Origin of the sequence: Streptomyces olivaceus, assembly GCF_000721235.1 — a bacterium.
Classification (GTDB): domain Bacteria; phylum Actinomycetota; class Actinomycetes; order Streptomycetales; family Streptomycetaceae; genus Streptomyces; species Streptomyces olivaceus.
The window spans coordinates 144,481-160,970 of record NZ_JOFH01000027.1 but is presented as its reverse complement, the minus strand read 5'-3'; the positions used below and the strand labels follow the sequence as shown (position 1 = coordinate 160,970).

Here is a 16,490-nt window from a genome sequence, read left to right as displayed (position 1 = left end):
TGGCGTCGCCAGGCAGACGGGAATTTGACGACAGACCCTAGAGGCGGCGGCCGACGACGAACCCGGCGACCTCCGTGAACGCGCCGCGCACGTCGTCCGGGAGGTCGACGGCGGTCAGGCACTCCTCGGCCGCGGCGATCTGCCGGTCCGCCTCGTTCTGCGCCCAGTCCCGTCCGCCCGCCCGTTCCACGAGCGTGGTGACCCGCCGGATGTCGGGTTCGGTCAGCGGCTCCGGTCGCAGATACAGGGCGCGCAGCTCGTCCGTCCCGGGCGCGTTCAGGGCCGCCACCACGGGCAGGGACTTCTTGCGGACCCGCAGGTCGGCCCCCACCTGTTTGCCGGTGTGCGCGGACTCGCCCCAGATGCCCAGCAGGTCGTCGACGAGCTGGAAGGCGAGCCCGATGTGCTCGCCGAAGGCTTCGAGCCGTTCGACCAGGCGCGGTTCGGCGCCCTGCAGGTCGGCGCCGAGCGCGCAGGCGCTGCCCAGCAGGGCGCCGGTCTTGTCGCCGGCCATGCGGACGCACTCGGCGAGGGTCACGTCCTCGCGCCGCTCGAACTCGGAGTCGGCGGCCTGGCCGTCGATCATCCGCCGGGTCGCGGCCGTCAGCGCCAGGGTGGCGGAACGGGCGCCCGCGGCCGGTGCGGCCAGCAGGACGCACGTCGCGGCGGCGACCAGGGCGTCGCCGGCCAGGATGGCGCCCGGCACGCCGAAGACGGTCCAGGCGGTGGCCCGGCCCCGCCGGGTCTCGTCGCCGTCCATGATGTCGTCGTGCAGCAGCGAGAAGTTGTGCACGAGTTCTATGGCGACCGCGGCGGGCAGTCCGTCCTCGGCCTCGGCACCGGCCGCGCGGGCCGAGAGCAGGGCCAGGTTGGGCCGGATCATCTTGCCGCCCCAGGCACCGGTCGGGCGCCCCTCGGCGTCGGACCAGCCGAAGTGGTAGCGGGCGATCCTGTTCATCTGCGGGCCCAGGTGCGTGGCGACGGCCTCGCGCAGGGCGGGTTCGAGGAGGGTCCGGGTGGTGTCGAGGACCGCGGTCAGGCCGGGGGCCGGCGTCGTCGTCATGCGGACCACCGGCCGCCCGTACGACGCAGGGGTGGCCGGGACCGGGTTCGGAACCGGTGTCTTCCCGGGCGGTCCGGATCCACGCTGACGTGTCGCATGGCGCACCTTCGCTGTCGGCTCGTGACGGTCATGGAGTGGGGGGCGCGGACCGGTCGGGCCCGGCCGGGCTCAGCAGGGCCCGCCGCAGCACCCAGGGGGAGGTGACGAGCGTGCGGGGCGGGGCCAGCAGGAAGAGGACGTCGCGCTGGGTGCCGCAGACGACCGGGTCGTGGGGCACGTGCGCGCGCACCCGGTCGAGGTACCGGGTCAGCAGCCGCGCGGCGGGCCCGGAGCGCACCGCGTTGCCGGTGACGCCCGGCATGGGGCTGTCGGCGCCCGTCGCGACGTCCCAGGCGCGGCGGGCGGAGCGGAACACCGCCCGTTGCAGGGTGCGGGACGGGACGGCGCGCTTCCCGGCCAGTTCCTCGCGGAGGGCGACCGCGTTCAGGGCGGCGACGGACAGGCCCTGTCCGTAGACGGGGTTGAGCGCGCACGCCGCGTCCCCGACGACGAGCAGTCCGGTGTTGTGCTGCCCCGGGCGGTCGTAGCGGCGGCGCCGGTTGGCGGTGTGCCGGTAGCCCGCGGGCCGCCCGGCCGGGCGTGCCGAGCGGAGCCACTTGTGCGGCGCGGGGTGCGGCAGGCGGCCCGCGAACTCGACGAAGCCCTCGGCGTCGCCGGGCGGTGCCTCGCCGCGCGGCCCCGACAGGGTGACCATCCAGCGGTCGCCCTCGACGGGCAGCACGATCGCGCCGAGCGGCTGGCCGGCGTCGGGGACGATGTAGAAGCCGTCGAGGTCCTCGGGCGGGTGGTCGGCGTGGAAGACGCAGGTGGCGTAGGCCCGTCCGGTCTCCACGAGTTCCTCGGCGGGTGCCGGTGCGCCCAGGTCGGCCAGCCACGCGGGGGTGCGGCTGGCCCGGCCGGAGGCGTCCACCACGAGGTCGGCCTCGATCTCCTGCCGGGCGGGGTGGTCGCCGCCGCGGGCGCGGACCGCGACGCCGGTGATGTGTCCTGGGCGGCCGAGCAGGCCGGTCACCTCGACACCGGTGCGGACGTGGACCCGGGGGTCGTCCAGGACGCGTCGGCGGACGTGGTGTTCCAGGAGCGGGCGGGAGGGGGTCATGATCGGCCGGGAGGGGTTGCGGCGCGATATCCACTGGCCCGCCTGCCACACGCCGAGGTCGCCGGGGACCGCGAGCCGCGGTGCCCCCGCGTCCTCCAGTTCGGGCAGCAGGCCGGGCAGCAGTTCCTCCAGGGCGTTCATGCCGCTGGTGAGCAGGACGTGGGTGTGGCGCGACTGGGGCACCCCGGCGCGCGGGCCCGGTGTGTCCTCGTACTGGTCGCGTTCGAGCACCGTCACCCGTTCGGCGTGGCCGGCCAGGACGTGCGCGGTCAGCAGCCCCGCGACGCTGCCGCCCACGACGACCACGTGCCCGAGGCCGCCGGCTGCGGCGGCCCGCCGGGGCGCGGTGACGGGTTGCCGTCCGGCGGTGGGGGGTTGGGTGGCCCGGGGTCCCTCGGCCTCGGATCCGGCGGCCTGTTGCCCGGTGGACGGGCGTCCCCCGGCCACGGGGCAGGCGCCCTGCTGTTCGGCGGCGCTCGGTTCTGCGGCGCTCGGTTCGGCGTTGTGGGAGGCGGTGCCGGAGGCGATGTCGGAGCTGCCGTAGGAGGCGGTGTAGGAGACGGTGTCAGAGCTGCTGTAGGAGTCGGTGTAGGAGACGGTGTCAGAGCTGCTGTAGGAGGCGGTGTCGGAGCTGCCGTCCAGCCGGGCGGCCAGCCAGCGCAGCCCGGAGGTCTCGGCCGAGCCCGGCCGGTCGCCGAGCATGTGGGCGACCAGTTCGATGTGGGTGTGCCGCCAGCGCCGTACGGCTTCGTCCAGCGCCGTCAGCAGCTCCGGATCAGCCGCGGGGCCGTCCTCGTCACCGTGCTTCGTCAGCTTCCGCACCCGGGCGAAAAGTTCGTGGAACTGCTTCGACTGCACTCCGCTCGCCGTGCCGAACCGGTGCCGGAAGAGCAGGAAGTCCTCCCGCGGCAGCGTGTGGTGCAGCAGCTTCAGCTGTCCTTCCAGGGCGCCCACCAGCCGTGTCGCCCGCTGGGCGCGCCGGTCGTGGCACCGCCGTCCGCACTGCCCGGAGGCGATGTGCCGCAGGTCGACCAGCACTTGGCTGAGCAGGGTCTCGGACGCCTGGTGCACGACGATGAAGAGCCGTTCGCTGTCACTGAGGTCCTGCTGGTCGACCGGTGTCAACGGGCGCTGGAGGTCCAGCAGTTCGGGGAGGTGCAGATACGTCGCATAGTTCGGGGAGGTCATCGGACGGGCTCCTCGTGTTCGGTCCGCGCTATACCAGGCGCCCCGGGACGGTGAGGTCGGCCAGCGCGTCCCGGTGGACGCCGGGCGGCAGGCTCTCCAGGGCGGCCGCGGCCATGTCCACGTAGCGGTGCGACACCTCGCGCGCCGCGGCGACGCCGTCGTGGTCGTGCACCAGCCGCGCCATGGCCCCGTAGCGCTCCTCGACCGGTACGGCCGTGTCGGCGAGCAGTCGCTCGATGTGCTGCTGCTCTGCCACGGGGGCACGCTCGTGGGCGAGCAGCACGGGCAGGGTGGGGCGGCCGTTGCGGACGTCGGAGACGTTGGGCTTGCCCGCCCGGGTGCCGTCGTAGGCCATGAGGTCGTCGCGGATCTGGTAGGCGATGCCCAGCCGGTCGCTGTACTGGCTGAGCGCCCGCAGGTCCTTGTCGTTGCCGCCGCCGAGTGTGGCGCCGACGCCGCAGGCCATCCACAGCAGGGCGCCGCTCTTGTCCGCGATCATGCCGAGGTAGTCGTCGACGGAGCAGACCTCACGGCTCATCCGGATCTCCCGGATGGCGGCGTCCCCGATACGCAGGCCCGCCTTGGAGAGGACGACCAGGGCCTGCGCCACCCGTTCCGCGGGCGCGCCCGCCTCCTGGCACTCGGCGAGGGCGGCGAAGCCGTGGAAGAAGAGCCCGTCCCCGCCGACGATCGCCGTCGGCTGCCCGTACACGGTGTGGGCGGCGGGCTTGCTGCGCCGTTCTCCGTCGTCGTCGATGATGTCGTCGTGCATCATCGCGCCGACCTGGACACACTCCACGGCCACGGCGGCGGGCAGGACGGTCGGCAGGTCGCCGCCCACCGCGAGGGCGGAGTGGGTCACCAGCCAGGGGCCCATCATCTTCCCGAAGGGCACCAGTCCGTAGCGGACGATCTCGTCGAGGCCGGAGACGTCGTTCGGCCAGCGGTCCTCGACCTCGGCCCCCACAATCGCTGCCAGTTCGCGATCGGCGACCCGAGGCACATCGATTTCGGTCATGCGCTCGACGCTAGGCACGGCGTACGGGCCTGTCGTCACCGCCGGGGCGCGAGGGCCCGAGTGGGACCGGTCGTTGGCATCTTCGGTCCCGGCGGGCGGGATACGGGCACGCTCAGGTCGGGGTCCGGGCGAGCCGGCCGGTCAGGCTGGCCGCGGCCAGCTCGACCCGCGAGCGGCAGCCGGTGCGGGCGAACAGGCGGGTGAGGTAGTTCTCCACGGTCTTCTCGCTGAGCCGCAGGCGCAGTGCGATCTGCCGGTTCGTCAGGCCCTCGCCGATCAGCTCGATGATCCGCTGCTCGGTGACGGCCAGGGCGTCGCGCCGGCCGCGGGCGCGCGGTGCGGGCACCCCGCGCTCACGTGTCACCTCGCGGACGCGTTCGAGGAGTGCCGCCGCCCCGCACCGGGTGGCCAGGGCGTGGGCCTCGCGCAGCCAGGGCCGGGGGTCGGGCGCGAACCGGGCGACGGCCAGGCAGGACTCCATCAGCGCGGGCAGGTCGCCCCGCTCGCGGATCAGGTCGGTGGCCTCCCGGGCGCACTCCGGGTCGCGGTGGACCAGGCCCCGCGCCAGCAGCAGGCTCTCCTGCGCGTCCACGTGGTGCTCGTGGGGCAACAGCTCGATCTCCGCCAGCAGTTCGGCGGCCCCCTCGTGGTCGTCGCCGAGTACGGCGATCCGCAGCGCCCGCGACAGCAGGATGGACAGACCGGTGCGCAGTCCGGCCCGGCGCAGCCGCGGTCCGGCCAGCAACGCCACCCGCACCGCCTGGCCGTCGTCGCCCTTCCTCGCCGCCAGGGCGACCCGCGCCCAGGTGCGCAGCACGGCGAGCCGGGGCGCCCGCGTCGCCGCGGTCAGCCACCGGGAGGCCTGCCCGAACTCGCCGCGGGCGGCGCACATGTCCACGGCGAGCAGCCGCGCCGCGTGGCGCGCCAGCGTGTCCTCGGCCGGGGAGAGTTCCAGCTCCCGTACGGCGGACATGGCCCGCGTCCAGTCGGCGTCGGCGTAGCCCCGCACGACCCGGTGGTAGGCGCCGAGTACACCGGTCTCCGGCACCCGGTAGTCGGCGCCGATCACCAGCCGGGCCACGTCGGCCATGTCGGCGACCAGGGCGGCCTGGCGCAACCGGTCCAACTCGGGCGAGGGCGCGGCGCCGCCCGAGCTGCGCCAGACCCGCTCGCAGGCGGCGACGTCACCGCAGAGCGCGGCGCTGAGCAGATCCGACCGCCCGGCCCCGCCCCGCGCCCCGTCCCCGGCGGCTGTCCCGTCCCGGGCTACGGCTCCGGCTCCGGATCTGTCACCGGCACCGCCCCCCACCGAAGCCTTGCCCCCGGCCGGGGTCTCGGCCTCGCCGCCCGTCAACGCCCCGGCCTCTGCCGTGACTTCTGCCCACCCCCGCGGCTCGGCCCCGGCCCGCGTACCGGCACCGGCACCCGCACCCGCACCCGCACCCGCACCCGCACCGGCCACCGTGTCGCCGTCCGTCGCCGGGTGGCGGCGTGGGTCGGGGGCGAGGCGGCGGTCGAACCACCACTCCGAGAAGGCGGTGGGCCCGCGGCCCGGGAACGGCGCGTCCAGCAGTTCCCGTACGGCGCGTTCGGCGGGCGGTACGCCGCTGTGCAGGGCGAGGAGGATGGCGGCGAGGCGGATCTCGTCCACGGACTCCTCCGCGCAGCCGTGCTCCGCGTACCGGGTCAGCGGCTCGCGCAGCAGCTCGTACCGGCCGGTCCGGACGACCAGGAGGAGCAGTCTGCACAGGGTGCGGGCGTGTTCGGGCCCGGTCGGCGGCAGGCGGCGCAGTGCGGCCGCGTACCACAGGGTGGCGCGCTCCGGTTCCTCCTGCTCGGCGGCCGCGCCCATGGTGAGCAGCTGCCGGACCGTGTCGTCGTCGAGCGTGACGCTCGCTCCGCCGCGCGCGACGTGGTCGGCGAGCACCACGGGGTCGACGCCGCCGGACCGCCGGTGGCCGGCCAGCAGTCGCTCCGCCAGCGCCGCGTGCAGCGCGGTGCCGCGGCGGGCGCGGAAGCGGCCGGCCGCGGTGGCGGCCAGGGCCGGGCACCGGCAGGCGATCCGGCCGTCCGGGCCGGCCGTCAGCACGCCCGCCTCGATCAGCAGGTCGAGCCCCCGGCCGCAGTCGACGGGGTCGGCCTCCAGGATGTCGGCCAGCGGTGGCAGGGCGTCCAGATCGAGGCCGTCCAGGAGCGCGACCGCGCCCAGCAGCCGGACCGCGGTGCCGCCCAGTGCGGACGCGCGGCGCAGAAGCGGGTGGTCGGCCGGGAGCGCCACCGGCTCGGCCGGATCGCTCAGGCACAGCCGGCCCTCGAAGGTGACGAGGCGGCCGCTGCGGCGCAGTGCGTCGAGCGTGCCGAGGACGGTGCCCGGGTTGCCGAGGAGGGGCCCCAGCGCCGTGCGCAGAGCGGTCACCACCGACTCGTCGAGGCGTGCTCCCGCCGCGCGGCGGACCAGGGACAGCGCGACGTCGTCGGCGAGCGGACCGATCGTCATCACCCGGTCGGCGTCGGTCAGCAGTTCGGCGAGTCCCGGGCCGCGCTCGGCGCCCTCCTCGCAGGTCGCCACCACAAGGCAGCCGGCCCGGCGGGCCGCGCTCAGCACCGGCGCGGGCTCGGCCACCGCGTGCGCGTCGTCGACGAGGAGTGCGACGCGTTCCCGCCGGCCGACGGTCTCGAACAGACCGTCCAGCGCGGCGACCACCGCCGGCGTCCAGCCGCCTCTCTCCCGCCCTCGTGCGTCGCGCAGTTGGGCCACCGCGCTGAGCGCCTCGCTCAGCCCGCTCTCCTGCAACTGCTCGAACCGCTCACGCACGGCGCGTACCAGCGCGGCGAGGGCGTAGGGGTCACCGCCGCCGTCCGGTCCGGTGCCGAGCCGCAGCGGCAGGACCCGCGCCCCGTCCGCGGCCAGCAGCCGCGCGACGCTGTCCAGCAGCGCGGTCCGGCCGATTCCGGCCGGGCCCGTGAGGACGATCAGGCGTCCGCCGTCGGGAGCCAGCGCGGTACGCAGCGCCGTCAGTTCCTGGTCCCTGCCCCGCACCGCGGCGCGCGTTCGGGCCACTGCCGGTCCTCCTTCTGCGACGCCTCGCACGGCCAAGTCCCACCGGACCGCCGTGCCATGCCGAACGCCCAACTTCGTCCTGTAGAAGCCCTGTTCGTGCCCGGCCGACGCTGCTCACTGATCATATACTTTTGAACAGTCCGTTGGCTGACGCTGCGGGCATACTGGGACCGTGATCGACCACTGGCGTGATGCGCCCGACGCGGCCCGGTCGGCTCCGGCACCGTTCGGCCGTGACGCCGTCGTGGCGCACGTCGCCGAGCTGGCCGTCTCGTCGGACGCGGCACCGCTCGTCCTGGTCACCGGCCCCATCGGCATGGGGCGCAGCTCGCTGCTGGCCGCGGTCCGGGCCGAGTTGACCGCACGGGGGTTCACTCCCCTGTCGCTGCGGGTGGCACGCAACGAACGCGACCGTCCCTACTCCCTCGCCTCCCGCCTCTGCGCCGAGATCGCCGCGCTCCGGAGCGGTGACGCCAGGCGTACGGCGCGGGCCACGGCCGTGGTGTCCCTCGGCGAGGCGGGCCGCCAGCTCGCCGCCGAGCTGCGGTCGGCTCTCACCGTGAACGACAAGCTGACGGTGCTGATCGACGACGCGCACTGGGCCGACCCCGCGTCGCGGGCCGTGCTGCTGTCGCTCACCCGCGTGCTGGCGGGCGGCCCGGTCACCGTCGTCTGCACGGTGCGCCCCTCGCCGGCCGATCCGGCGAGCGAGCGGGCCGTGCTGGAGCAGCTGCGGGCCGCCTCGCTCGCCGAGGTGGTGCCGCTGCGCCCGCTGGGCGAGCAGGAGGTGGCTGCGCTGATCGCCCACACCCTGCAGGCTCGGCCGACGGCCGCGCTGCTGTCCAGTCTGCAGCGGGAGTGCCGGGGCAGGCCCGCCGCCGTGCTCGCGGCCGTGGCGGGGCACCTGCGCACCGGCGGACTGCAGGTGTACGACCGGCACGTGTACCTCACGTCGCCGGACCGGCCGCCCGAACTGCCCCTCGACCTGCCGCCGATCGAGTATCTGCGCCGGCTGGGCGGAACGGTCTGGGCGGTGGCCAAGGCGGCGGCGGTCATGCTCCCGCTGGGCACCGCGGCCACCGGGCTGATCGCCCGGGCGGTGGGCCGGGACGAGGAGGAGGTCCGGGGCGCGCTGTCGGAGCTGTCCGTGGAGGGCGTGCTGCGGCAGGAGGCCGAGGACGGGCGGTGGCGCTTCCGGCTGCCGCTGCTCGCCTCCGCCCTGACCGGCTGCCTCGGCCCCTGGGAGCGGCGCAGCCTGGCCCGGCTGGCGGTCACCGCGATCTGGGCGGGCGACGCCGTGGCGGACGACCGCTACCTGGCCGATCAACTGGTCGTCGCGGGGCGCTCCGTGGACGCCCAGCGGGCCGCCGGTGAACTGCTCGCCCGGGGCACCGCGGCCATGCTGGACGACGGGTACTGTGCGGAACGCTGGCTGCGCGCCGCCGCCGAGCTGACCACGGAGCCGCGGCAGCGCGCCCGGGTGCTGGTCGCCCACGCCACCACCTGCTGCCTGCAACTGCGCTTCACCGAGGCGATCGACAGCGCGTGGAAGGTCTTGTCCGAGTACGCGGACCACGTCGACTCCGCGACGCTGCTGGAGATCCAGCTGGCGTACGTCGTCGCCCTGGCAGGAACCCTGGACACCGCCGCGCTCACCGAGCTGTGCGACGGCGGCTGGCGCTCGCTGCCGGGCAGGCAGTGGCATCGCGTGGTGACCCGGTGCATCGCCCTGTGCCACCTGGACCGGTGGCGGGAGGCGGACGAGCACCTGGCACTCCTGCGGCACGTCTGGCATCGGGACGAGGACGTCTTCGCCGGGCTCGGGCTGCTCGTCAGCGAGTGCACCGGGGCGTACATGGGCCGCTTCGAACCGTTCGAGCAGGCCGTCACCCACCCGACCGACTGGCCCCTGTGGACCTCGGGGCACCGCTTCCGCTTCGAGCGGCTGTGGCAGCTGGCCCGGGTGCTGATGGCCTTCGGCGAACAGGACCGCGCGGACCGGCTGCTGGCGGCCCACGACCCGCCCTCCGCCTACCGGACGCTGCCCGACCAGGTGGTGGCCGACAGCCAGAGCGGGCACTGGGACCGCGCCCTCGACACGGCCCGGCTCGGCCTGGCCACCGGTCTGTCCGTCGGCTACGCGCCCAGCCACACCCTGGTGTCCCGGGAGACGAGCGTGATACTCGGTGCGCGCGGCCGGCTCACCGAGGCCCGCGCGGTGATCGAGCGGGCGCGTTCCGTGCAGCCGGTGATGCTGCATCTGCTGGCCGTGGCGGAATCGTGCCTGGACGAGGCCCTGGGGGACGTCGAAGGCGCCCTCGACGTCGTCGCCCGGGGACTGGCCCTGGCCGCCGACCGGGGCCTGGTGGTCGGCACGGACGTCCTGTGGCTGAGGTCGGCGGGGCTGGAACTGGCCCGCGGCGACCGCGCCGCGGCACGGCGGGCCGTGGCGGAGACCGGCCGGACGGCCGAGCTGACCGGCACCGGCCGGGCCCGCCTGTGCCACCTGCTCGCCACCGCGACCGTGGAGGGCGACCGGGCCGCCGCGGCGGAGGCGATCGGACTCGCCCGGCAGCGCGCGCAGCCGCTGGAGCTGGCCGACACGCTGACCCTGGCGGTCCGCCACGAGGTGGCCGACTCCGGGCTGCTGCACGAGGCGTACGCGCTCTACGGCGGCCTGGACGCGCTGCTGCGCAGGGCACAGCTGCGCAACCTGATGCGCGCACGGGGCGTCACCGTGCCGCACAGGGCGGTCGTCACCGCGGAGAACGAGCGGCTCCTTGCCACCTTGGTGACCGAGGGGCTGACCAACCGCGAACTCGCCGCCGCGCTGGGCAGCAGCGAGAAGAGCGTGGAGAGCCGGCTGGGCAGGCTCTTCAAACGTACCGGCTACCGTTCCCGGGTCGAGCTGGCCTCCGCGATGCTGACGGACGACTACCGGGCCTGAATCCACCGGAACAAGCGCGCGGCAAGCGCGCCGAAATGCCCGTCGAAACGGTTCTGCGGGACGTACCGACGGCGCTCGGCAGCGTTATCAGGACACAGGTCATTGAAAGTACAACAAGGCCTTGTTGCCGGGGCGCCCCGGCGTGACACTCGTGATGGCCGCCGGCCCGCCACGACGGCCCGGCGGACGACTTCGCCCCGCCTCCCTCCCCCCCATGCCGCCTTGTGCCCCCCCCTCCAGGAGGTCCTGATGAAGAAGACGTGCCGCAGAGCCGGATTACTCGTAGGCCTGGCGTCCGTGATCGCGTTGCCGCTCGTCGGCGCGGCGCCGGCTTCCGCCGTCGAGGCGGACACATGGACGCTGCACGGCAACAACCAGTACTGCGTGAAGCCGGATCGGGGATGGCCCCGCACCTACGCCGTCGGAGCCGTCGAGGGCACCTGGTCGTCCACGATCACGGCCGGGCTGCGGAAGCTGCCGGCCGGCTCGACCAGCGACGAGGTCTCGACCCTCGCCCCGGGCACGAACGTACGTGACCCCGAGGACGGGGGTCTGACCATCAATATCTGGCTGCCACTGTCGATCGCACCCGCCCCGGCCGGCACGTACACCGCCGAGTTCTGGGCCGACGACGGCACGGTCACACAGACCGATGTGGTGACGATCAAGGTCAGTGAGGAGTGCTGAACCCGTCCGGATGACGCGCCGTGGCCCGGTGCGGGCAGGGCACCGCCCCGCCCGCACCGGGCCACGGTGTCGACTCCCACGCCGGTCCCAGGCGCGAAAGTTTCGAACGTCCCGGGCTCGGCGCGACTGACCTCGACGAACAACGCCCACGCGGTCAGACGGCCTCCCACTCTCCACTCTTCCGTCAAAGGCCGGCCCTTCCCCATGCCTTGACGGGCTGAAAGGGCAGACTTACATTCACCGAGCAGTTCGCACTCATGCAACAGGTTCACATACGTGGACTTCAAGAGGAAGAGATGCGACCGCGCTCCGAAATATTTCGGCGCGCTCCCTGCCCGAGCAACGAAGAAGGTCTGCCCATGCACTGGCTCGACTGGGTCGCCGTCGGCGGCTACTTCGTGGTGATGGTCCTGATCGGCCTGTGGTCCCACCGGCGCGTCAGCGACGTGTCCGACTACTTCACCGGCGGCGGGCGGATGCCCTGGTGGCTGACCGGCATCTCGCACCACATGTCCGGCTACAGCGCCGCCGTGTTCGTCGCCTACGCCGCGGTCGCCTACAGCTACGGCATCACGATCTACGTATGGGCGTTCCTGCCGCTCGCCGTGGGCACCGCGGTCGGCGCCTGGCTCTTCGCACCCCGGTGGAACCGGCTGCGCCGGCACTTCCGGGTCTCCTCCCCGCTGGAGTACCTCGCCCGCCGCTACAACGTGCCGGCCCAGCAGGCGCTGGCCTGGAGCGGTGCCCTGCTCAAGGTCTTCGACGTCGCCGCCAAGTGGGCCTCGGTGGCCGTGCTCCTCAGGGTCTTCACCGGCATGTCGATGACGGCCGGCATCCTGCTGACCGGGGTCGTCACGCTCCTGTACTGCACGGTGGGCGGGCTCTGGGCGGACGCCCTCACCGAGCTGGGCCAGTTCGTGATCCAGGGCGTGGCCGCGCTCGCGATGATGTGGGTGGTCCTGGACCGGCTGGGCGGCCTCTCCGGCCTGGGCACCCTGTGGCACGACCTGCCGGACGGGCACACGGATCCCCTCGTCGGCCCCTACACGGCGGGCTTCCTCACCGCGTACGTCGTGGTGAAGCTCTTCGAGTACAACGGCGGCATGTGGAACCTGGCCCAGCGCTACATGGCCACCGACTCCCCGCGGGCCGCCCGCCGTTCGGCGGGGCTGTCGGCCGTGCTCTACCTCGTGTGGCCCGCCGTACTGCTGTTCCCGGCGGTCGCCGCGCCCGTGCTGATGCCGGACGTCGCCGACCCCGAGCAGACGTACGCGCTGATGGCGCAGTCCTACCTGCCCATGGGCCTGGTGGGGCTGACCCTGTCCGGCATGTTCTCCCACACCATGGCCATGGCCTCCTCCGACGCGAACGCCATCTCCGCCGTCGTCACCCGCGACATCCTCCCGGCGCTCTCCCCGCGCTTCCGCGGCCTGAGCACGCGGACGGGCCTGCTGGCCGCGCGCGTGGTCACGGTCGTCTTCATCGCCCTGTCGATGGTCGTGGCCATCGAGGCCGACCACTTCGGCGGCGTGCTCGGCATCATCGTGGGCATGGTCGCGGCCGTCATGGGGCCGATCTCCATACCGATGCTCCTGGGTCTGCTGCCCGCCTTCCGCCGGTGCGGCCCACGGGCGGCCCTGGCCTCCTGGGCGCTCGGTCTCGGCGGCTACTTCCTCGTCAAGTACGGCCTGGACGGGGCGTCCCAGACCGCGGTCGTCGCCACCCCGCTGGTCACCTCGCTGGTGGTCTACACCGCCCTGGGCCTGCTGTTCCCGGAGCCGGACGAGGAGGCGGACGCCGTCGTCGCGGCCGTGTCCGGCAAGCCGCAGCCCGACTCCGGCGCGGCGGCGGCCCCCGCGCCGGAGTCGGCGGTGGAACGGACCTGATACCGGTGTGAATTCGGGATGGGAAAAGAATCGCAGAATTCGTTCACTCGACTGCCGCGCATCCGAAGGAGTAGGCAGACGTTACTTCGGATATGACCGCGGAACACGGGGAATTTCCGGCACTTGTCGCGTACACCGACCGACCCGAAAGAAATCACAGTCCGTCACCGGCCCGCACCCGGACGGAGTGACCCGCGCGTCATGTACGAAGAGCACACTCACCCTTACATGCCGTACGCCGAAGGCCCGTTCCGTACCACCGGCACCGGCCGCCACCGGGCACCCGAGCAGGCCTACCAGGAGACCCTGGTCCCGCCCGAGCCCGGCTGGGACCCGGCCGAGGAGCTGGCCTTCCTGCTCCAGGACGCGGTGGAACAGCAGCACGCGCCGACCCCCGCGTACCCGGCGGAGCAGCGACCTTTCGCCTCCTACCCGGCGGAGCAGCAACTCCTCGCCTCCCACCCGGCGGAGCAGCAGCAGTTCGCCCCGTATCCGGCGGAGCAGCAGAACTCCGCCGCCCCGTACACCGCGGACGGGTCGTCGATCGCGCCCGTACCGGGCACGCCGCTGAGCAATCTGCAGGAGATCACCGCGGAACTGCCGCCGTTGCGGGACGCGCCCGCCAGTCACCGCAGGGTGCGGCGGAGGATGAGCAGGCTGCGTGCCGCGAGCCTGTTCGTCGCCGCCCTCGCCGCGGTCATCGCGGCCTCGGTGAGCCTGTTCGGGGGCATGGTCGCCTACGAGCCGCTGCGCCTGGCCGCCGTGACCCGCACCAGCAACGGCGTGGTGTCCTGGTGGCCGCTCCTGGTCTACGGACCGTGGCTGGTGGCATCGCTGGCGGTGCTGCGGGCTGCGTTGCACCAGCGCCGCGCGGTGCACTCCTGGGCCGTGGTCCTGCTCTTCTCGGCCATCGCCATGTTCCTGTGCGTCGCGCAGGCGCCCCGGACGCTCGACGACGGTGCGGCGGCGGCCCTGCCCGGACTCGCCTCGCTGATCTGCTTCCAGCAGACCGTCCGGCAGATCACCCTCACCCGCCCGCCGCGACGGGCGACGCCGCGCCACCGGCAACCCGTCGTCACCGCACAGGGCAGTGAGAAGGCGGACGCGGGAGCGGTTCGGGAGCCGCTGCCCCTCCCGCAGCAGCGGAAGAACCAACCCGCTTCACCACGTCCCCCCACAAGGCCGGTGAATCGGGGCTGAGGGACAGCCCGCGACGGGACGGTCCGTCCCGTCGCCGCGGGTCAGCCGGCGGCCAGCGTCACGTCCTGGCCGTGCCGCGCGTGGAAGCTGGGCAGCGGCACGATGCCCATGGGGCGCAGTTCCATCAGGGTGGCCTCGACGTGGGCCGCGCCGGGCTTGAGGACGACCGCGTCGGGCGTACCCGTGTTGACCCAGGGGTGCTCCAGGCCGTCGCAGGTCGCGCGGGTGCCGCCGATGCCGGCCCGGACGGAGGAGTCGCCCTGGCTCGCCGTGGAGCTGACGTAGACGGGGCCGGAGGCGCCGGTGCAGCGGTAGGTGCCGGACAGGGTGACACTGCCGTCCGCGGCGACACGGCCGACCGGGTCGACGGCCACCGACTCCGTGAGCAGACCGGCGTCGGCGGTGGCAGCTGGGGCGGCGAGCAGAAGCAGGGCGGCGCCGGCGGCCGTGGCGAGCGCCGCTGATCGTACGGGCATGGGGGGACCTCCCGGTCGGTCGGAATGGGGGGTTCCACTGGTACCGGGCGGAGTGGTCTTCGCGGGTGACCGTCACCCCTTCGGTGGCGAGTCAGTACGTCGGGTCGGCCCTCGGGCCCGTACGTCGCGCCAGTTCGGCTACGCCGGTGCGTTTACGGCAGCGCGTCTACGGCAGTACGGCGAACCCGTCGAGTTCCACCAGCGCCCGTTCGTCCCACAGGCGTACGACCTCCACGACCGCCATCGCCGGGTAGTCGCGCCCGGCCAGCTCCCGCCAAATGCGGCCGAGTTCGGCGGCGTGGGTGCGGTAGGCGGCGACATCCGTCGCGTAGACGGTGACGCGGGCGAGGTCGGCGGGGGCGCCCCCGGCGGCGCGCAGGGCGGCCAGGAGGTTGGTGAGCGCCCGTTCGAACTGAGCGGGCAGGGTGTCGCCGGTGACCTCGCCCCCGGCGTCGAGCGCGGTCTGGCCGGCCAGGAACACCAGGCGGGTGCCGGTCGCGACGACGGCGTGGGAGAAGCCGATGGGCGGGGACAGCTCGGGCGGGTTGACCCGTTCGGCGGTCATGCTCCGGCCTCCTCGGTCGGCTGCTGGGTGCGGTACAACTCCTTGGCGATGATGCCGCGCTGCACCTCGCTGGCGCCCTCGTACACGCGCGGGGCGCGCACCTCGCGGTAGAGGTGTTCGAGGAGATGGCCGCGGCGCAGGGCGCGGGCGCCGTGCAGTTGGACGGCGCGGTCGACGACGTACTGGGCGGTCTCGGTGGCGAGGAGTTTCGCCATCGCGGCCCGCTTCGGGACGTCCGGCGCGCCCGTGTCGTACGCCGTCGCCGCCGCGTACACCATCAGGCGGGCCGCCTCGGTGCGCAGCGCCATCTCGGCGACCTGGTGGGAGACGGCCTGCAGGTCGCGCAGCTTGCCGCCGAAGGCGTCGCGGGCCCCGGTGTGCGCGAGGGCGGCGTCCAGCGCGGCCTGTGCCATGCCGACGGCGAAGGCGCCGACGCTGGGGCGGAAGAGGTTGAGGGTGTCCATCGCGACCCGGAAGCCGCGGTCCGGCACGCCGAGCACGTCGGCCGCGGTGACGGGTACGGCGTCGAAGGCGAGGGCGCCGATGGGGTGCGGCGAGAGCATGTCGAGCGGGGTGCCGGTGAGGCCGGGACGGTCGGCGGGCACGAGGAAGGCGGTCACACCGCGCGCCCCGGCGCCGGGCGTGGTGCGGGCGAAGACGGTGTAGAAGTCGGCCTCGGGGGCGTTGGAGATCCAGCACTTCTCGCCGGTGAGCCGCCAGGCGGAGGTGCCGTCGGGGGCGGCGCTCAGGGGGGCCGGGGCGGCGCCGGCCTCCGGCTCCTCCGCCCCGGCGTCCGCTCCGGCGTCCGCTGCGGCACGCGCCCCCGCGTCCCGCGCCGCCCGCAGGCTCAGGGCCGCCGCGTCCGAGCCCGCGTCGGGCTCGGTGAGGGCGAAGGCGGCCACCGCGCTGCCGTCGGCCACCCGCGGGAGCCAGCGGGCGCGCTGGGACTCGGTGCCGTGGGCGTGCACCGGATGGGCGCCGAGGCCCTGGAGGGCGAGGGCGGTCTCGGCCTCCGTGCAGGAGTGGGCGAGGGACTCCCGCATCAGGCACAGGTCGAGCGCACCGGAGGTGAACAGGCGGGCCGGCAGGCCGAGCGCGCCGAGTTCGGCGAGGAGGGGACGGTTGACGCGGCCGGCCTCGCCCCGCTCCGCCAGCGGCCGCAGCCTCCCGGCGGCCAGGGTGCGCAGTTCTTCGCACCAGGCGACGTGTCCCGGTTCGAGCGAGAATGCGGTCATCGCCG

The 16,490-nt window shown here is 74.2% G+C and carries 11 protein-coding genes; 4 read left to right on the top strand and 7 right to left on the bottom strand.

The window, feature by feature from the left end:
* Positions 1-37 precede the first annotated feature (37 nt).
* The 4 genes from IG94_RS0127260 to IG94_RS0127245 form a co-directional block, all read right to left on the bottom strand.
* On the bottom strand, positions 38-1,063 hold the full coding sequence (locus IG94_RS0127260) for a polyprenyl synthetase family protein (RefSeq protein WP_031042698.1): 1,026 nt from the start codon (positions 1,061-1,063) through the stop codon (positions 38-40).
* A gap of 127 nt (positions 1,064-1,190) precedes the next feature.
* A complete protein-coding gene (locus IG94_RS40810; RefSeq protein ID WP_078892441.1) occupies positions 1,191-3,410 on the bottom strand; it encodes a tryptophan 2,3-dioxygenase family protein in 2,220 nt (739 codons plus the stop codon).
* Positions 3,411-3,438: 28 nt separating this feature from the next.
* The gene (locus IG94_RS0127250) at positions 3,439-4,428 is read right to left on the bottom strand and encodes a polyprenyl synthetase family protein (protein WP_031042692.1); all 990 of its coding nucleotides are present in this window, start codon (positions 4,426-4,428) and stop codon (positions 3,439-3,441) included.
* A 112-nt stretch (positions 4,429-4,540) separates the two neighbouring features.
* Positions 4,541-7,489 carry a helix-turn-helix transcriptional regulator gene (locus IG94_RS0127245; RefSeq protein WP_031042689.1) on the bottom strand — a complete coding sequence of 983 codons (2,949 nt, stop codon included), beginning with the start codon at positions 7,487-7,489 and terminating at the stop codon, positions 4,541-4,543.
* A 172-nt stretch (positions 7,490-7,661) separates the two neighbouring features.
* Here IG94_RS0127245 and IG94_RS0127240 point away from each other — a divergent pair, with 172 nt between their 5' ends.
* The 4 genes from IG94_RS0127240 (at position 7,662) to IG94_RS38875 (ending at position 14,209) form a co-directional block, all read left to right on the top strand.
* The gene (locus IG94_RS0127240; protein WP_031042686.1) at positions 7,662-10,436 is read left to right on the top strand and encodes an AAA family ATPase; all 2,775 of its coding nucleotides are present in this window, start codon (positions 7,662-7,664) and stop codon (positions 10,434-10,436) included.
* A gap of 249 nt (positions 10,437-10,685) precedes the next feature.
* Positions 10,686-11,123, top strand: coding sequence for a DUF5980 family protein (locus IG94_RS0127235; protein WP_031042683.1), 438 nt, complete (start codon positions 10,686-10,688; stop codon positions 11,121-11,123).
* Positions 11,124-11,482: 359 nt separating this feature from the next.
* Positions 11,483-13,009, top strand: a complete 1,527-nt coding sequence (locus IG94_RS0127230; RefSeq protein ID WP_031042681.1) for a sodium:solute symporter family protein — start codon at positions 11,483-11,485, stop codon at positions 13,007-13,009.
* A gap of 201 nt (positions 13,010-13,210) precedes the next feature.
* Complete coding sequence (locus tag IG94_RS38875; RefSeq protein WP_043484646.1) at positions 13,211-14,209, top strand: type 2 periplasmic-binding domain-containing protein; 999 nt, start codon at positions 13,211-13,213, stop codon at positions 14,207-14,209.
* A 41-nt stretch (positions 14,210-14,250) separates the two neighbouring features.
* On the opposite strand, the gene IG94_RS0127220 is transcribed toward IG94_RS38875, so the two are convergent.
* The 3 genes from IG94_RS0127220 to IG94_RS0127210 form a co-directional block, all read right to left on the bottom strand.
* Entirely contained in the window at positions 14,251-14,685 is a 435-nt protein-coding gene (locus IG94_RS0127220; RefSeq protein WP_031042676.1) for a DUF6299 family protein, read from the bottom strand.
* A 166-nt stretch (positions 14,686-14,851) separates the two neighbouring features.
* Positions 14,852-15,250 (bottom strand): RidA family protein, encoded by a 399-nt coding sequence (locus IG94_RS0127215; RefSeq protein WP_031042668.1) that lies wholly within the window; start codon positions 15,248-15,250, stop codon positions 14,852-14,854.
* On the bottom strand, positions 15,247-16,485 hold the full coding sequence (locus IG94_RS0127210) for an acyl-CoA dehydrogenase family protein (protein ID WP_031042665.1): 1,239 nt from the start codon (positions 16,483-16,485) through the stop codon (positions 15,247-15,249). Before IG94_RS0127210 ends, IG94_RS0127215 begins: the two co-directional genes overlap by 4 nt.
* Positions 16,486-16,490 lie beyond the last annotated feature (5 nt).

Excerpts from the sequence above, each read along its gene's own strand:
- IG94_RS0127260 (WP_031042698.1), bottom strand. The coding sequence starts at position 1,063 with ATGACGACGACGCCGGCCCCCGGCCTGACCGCGGTCCTCGACACCACC.
- IG94_RS0127215 (WP_031042668.1), bottom strand. The coding sequence starts at position 15,250 with ATGACCGCCGAACGGGTCAACCCGCCCGAGCTGTCCCCGCCCATCGGC.
- IG94_RS0127250 (WP_031042692.1), bottom strand. The coding sequence starts at position 4,428 with ATGACCGAAATCGATGTGCCTCGGGTCGCCGATCGCGAACTGGCAGCG.
- IG94_RS0127210 (WP_031042665.1), bottom strand. The coding sequence starts at position 16,485 with ATGACCGCATTCTCGCTCGAACCGGGACACGTCGCCTGGTGCGAAGAA.
- IG94_RS38875 (WP_043484646.1), top strand. The coding sequence starts at position 13,211 with ATGTACGAAGAGCACACTCACCCTTACATGCCGTACGCCGAAGGCCCG.
- IG94_RS40810 (WP_078892441.1), bottom strand. The coding sequence starts at position 3,410 with ATGACCTCCCCGAACTATGCGACGTATCTGCACCTCCCCGAACTGCTG.
- IG94_RS0127235 (WP_031042683.1), top strand. The coding sequence starts at position 10,686 with ATGAAGAAGACGTGCCGCAGAGCCGGATTACTCGTAGGCCTGGCGTCC.
- IG94_RS0127230 (WP_031042681.1), top strand. The coding sequence starts at position 11,483 with ATGCACTGGCTCGACTGGGTCGCCGTCGGCGGCTACTTCGTGGTGATG.
- IG94_RS0127220 (WP_031042676.1), bottom strand. The coding sequence starts at position 14,685 with ATGCCCGTACGATCAGCGGCGCTCGCCACGGCCGCCGGCGCCGCCCTG.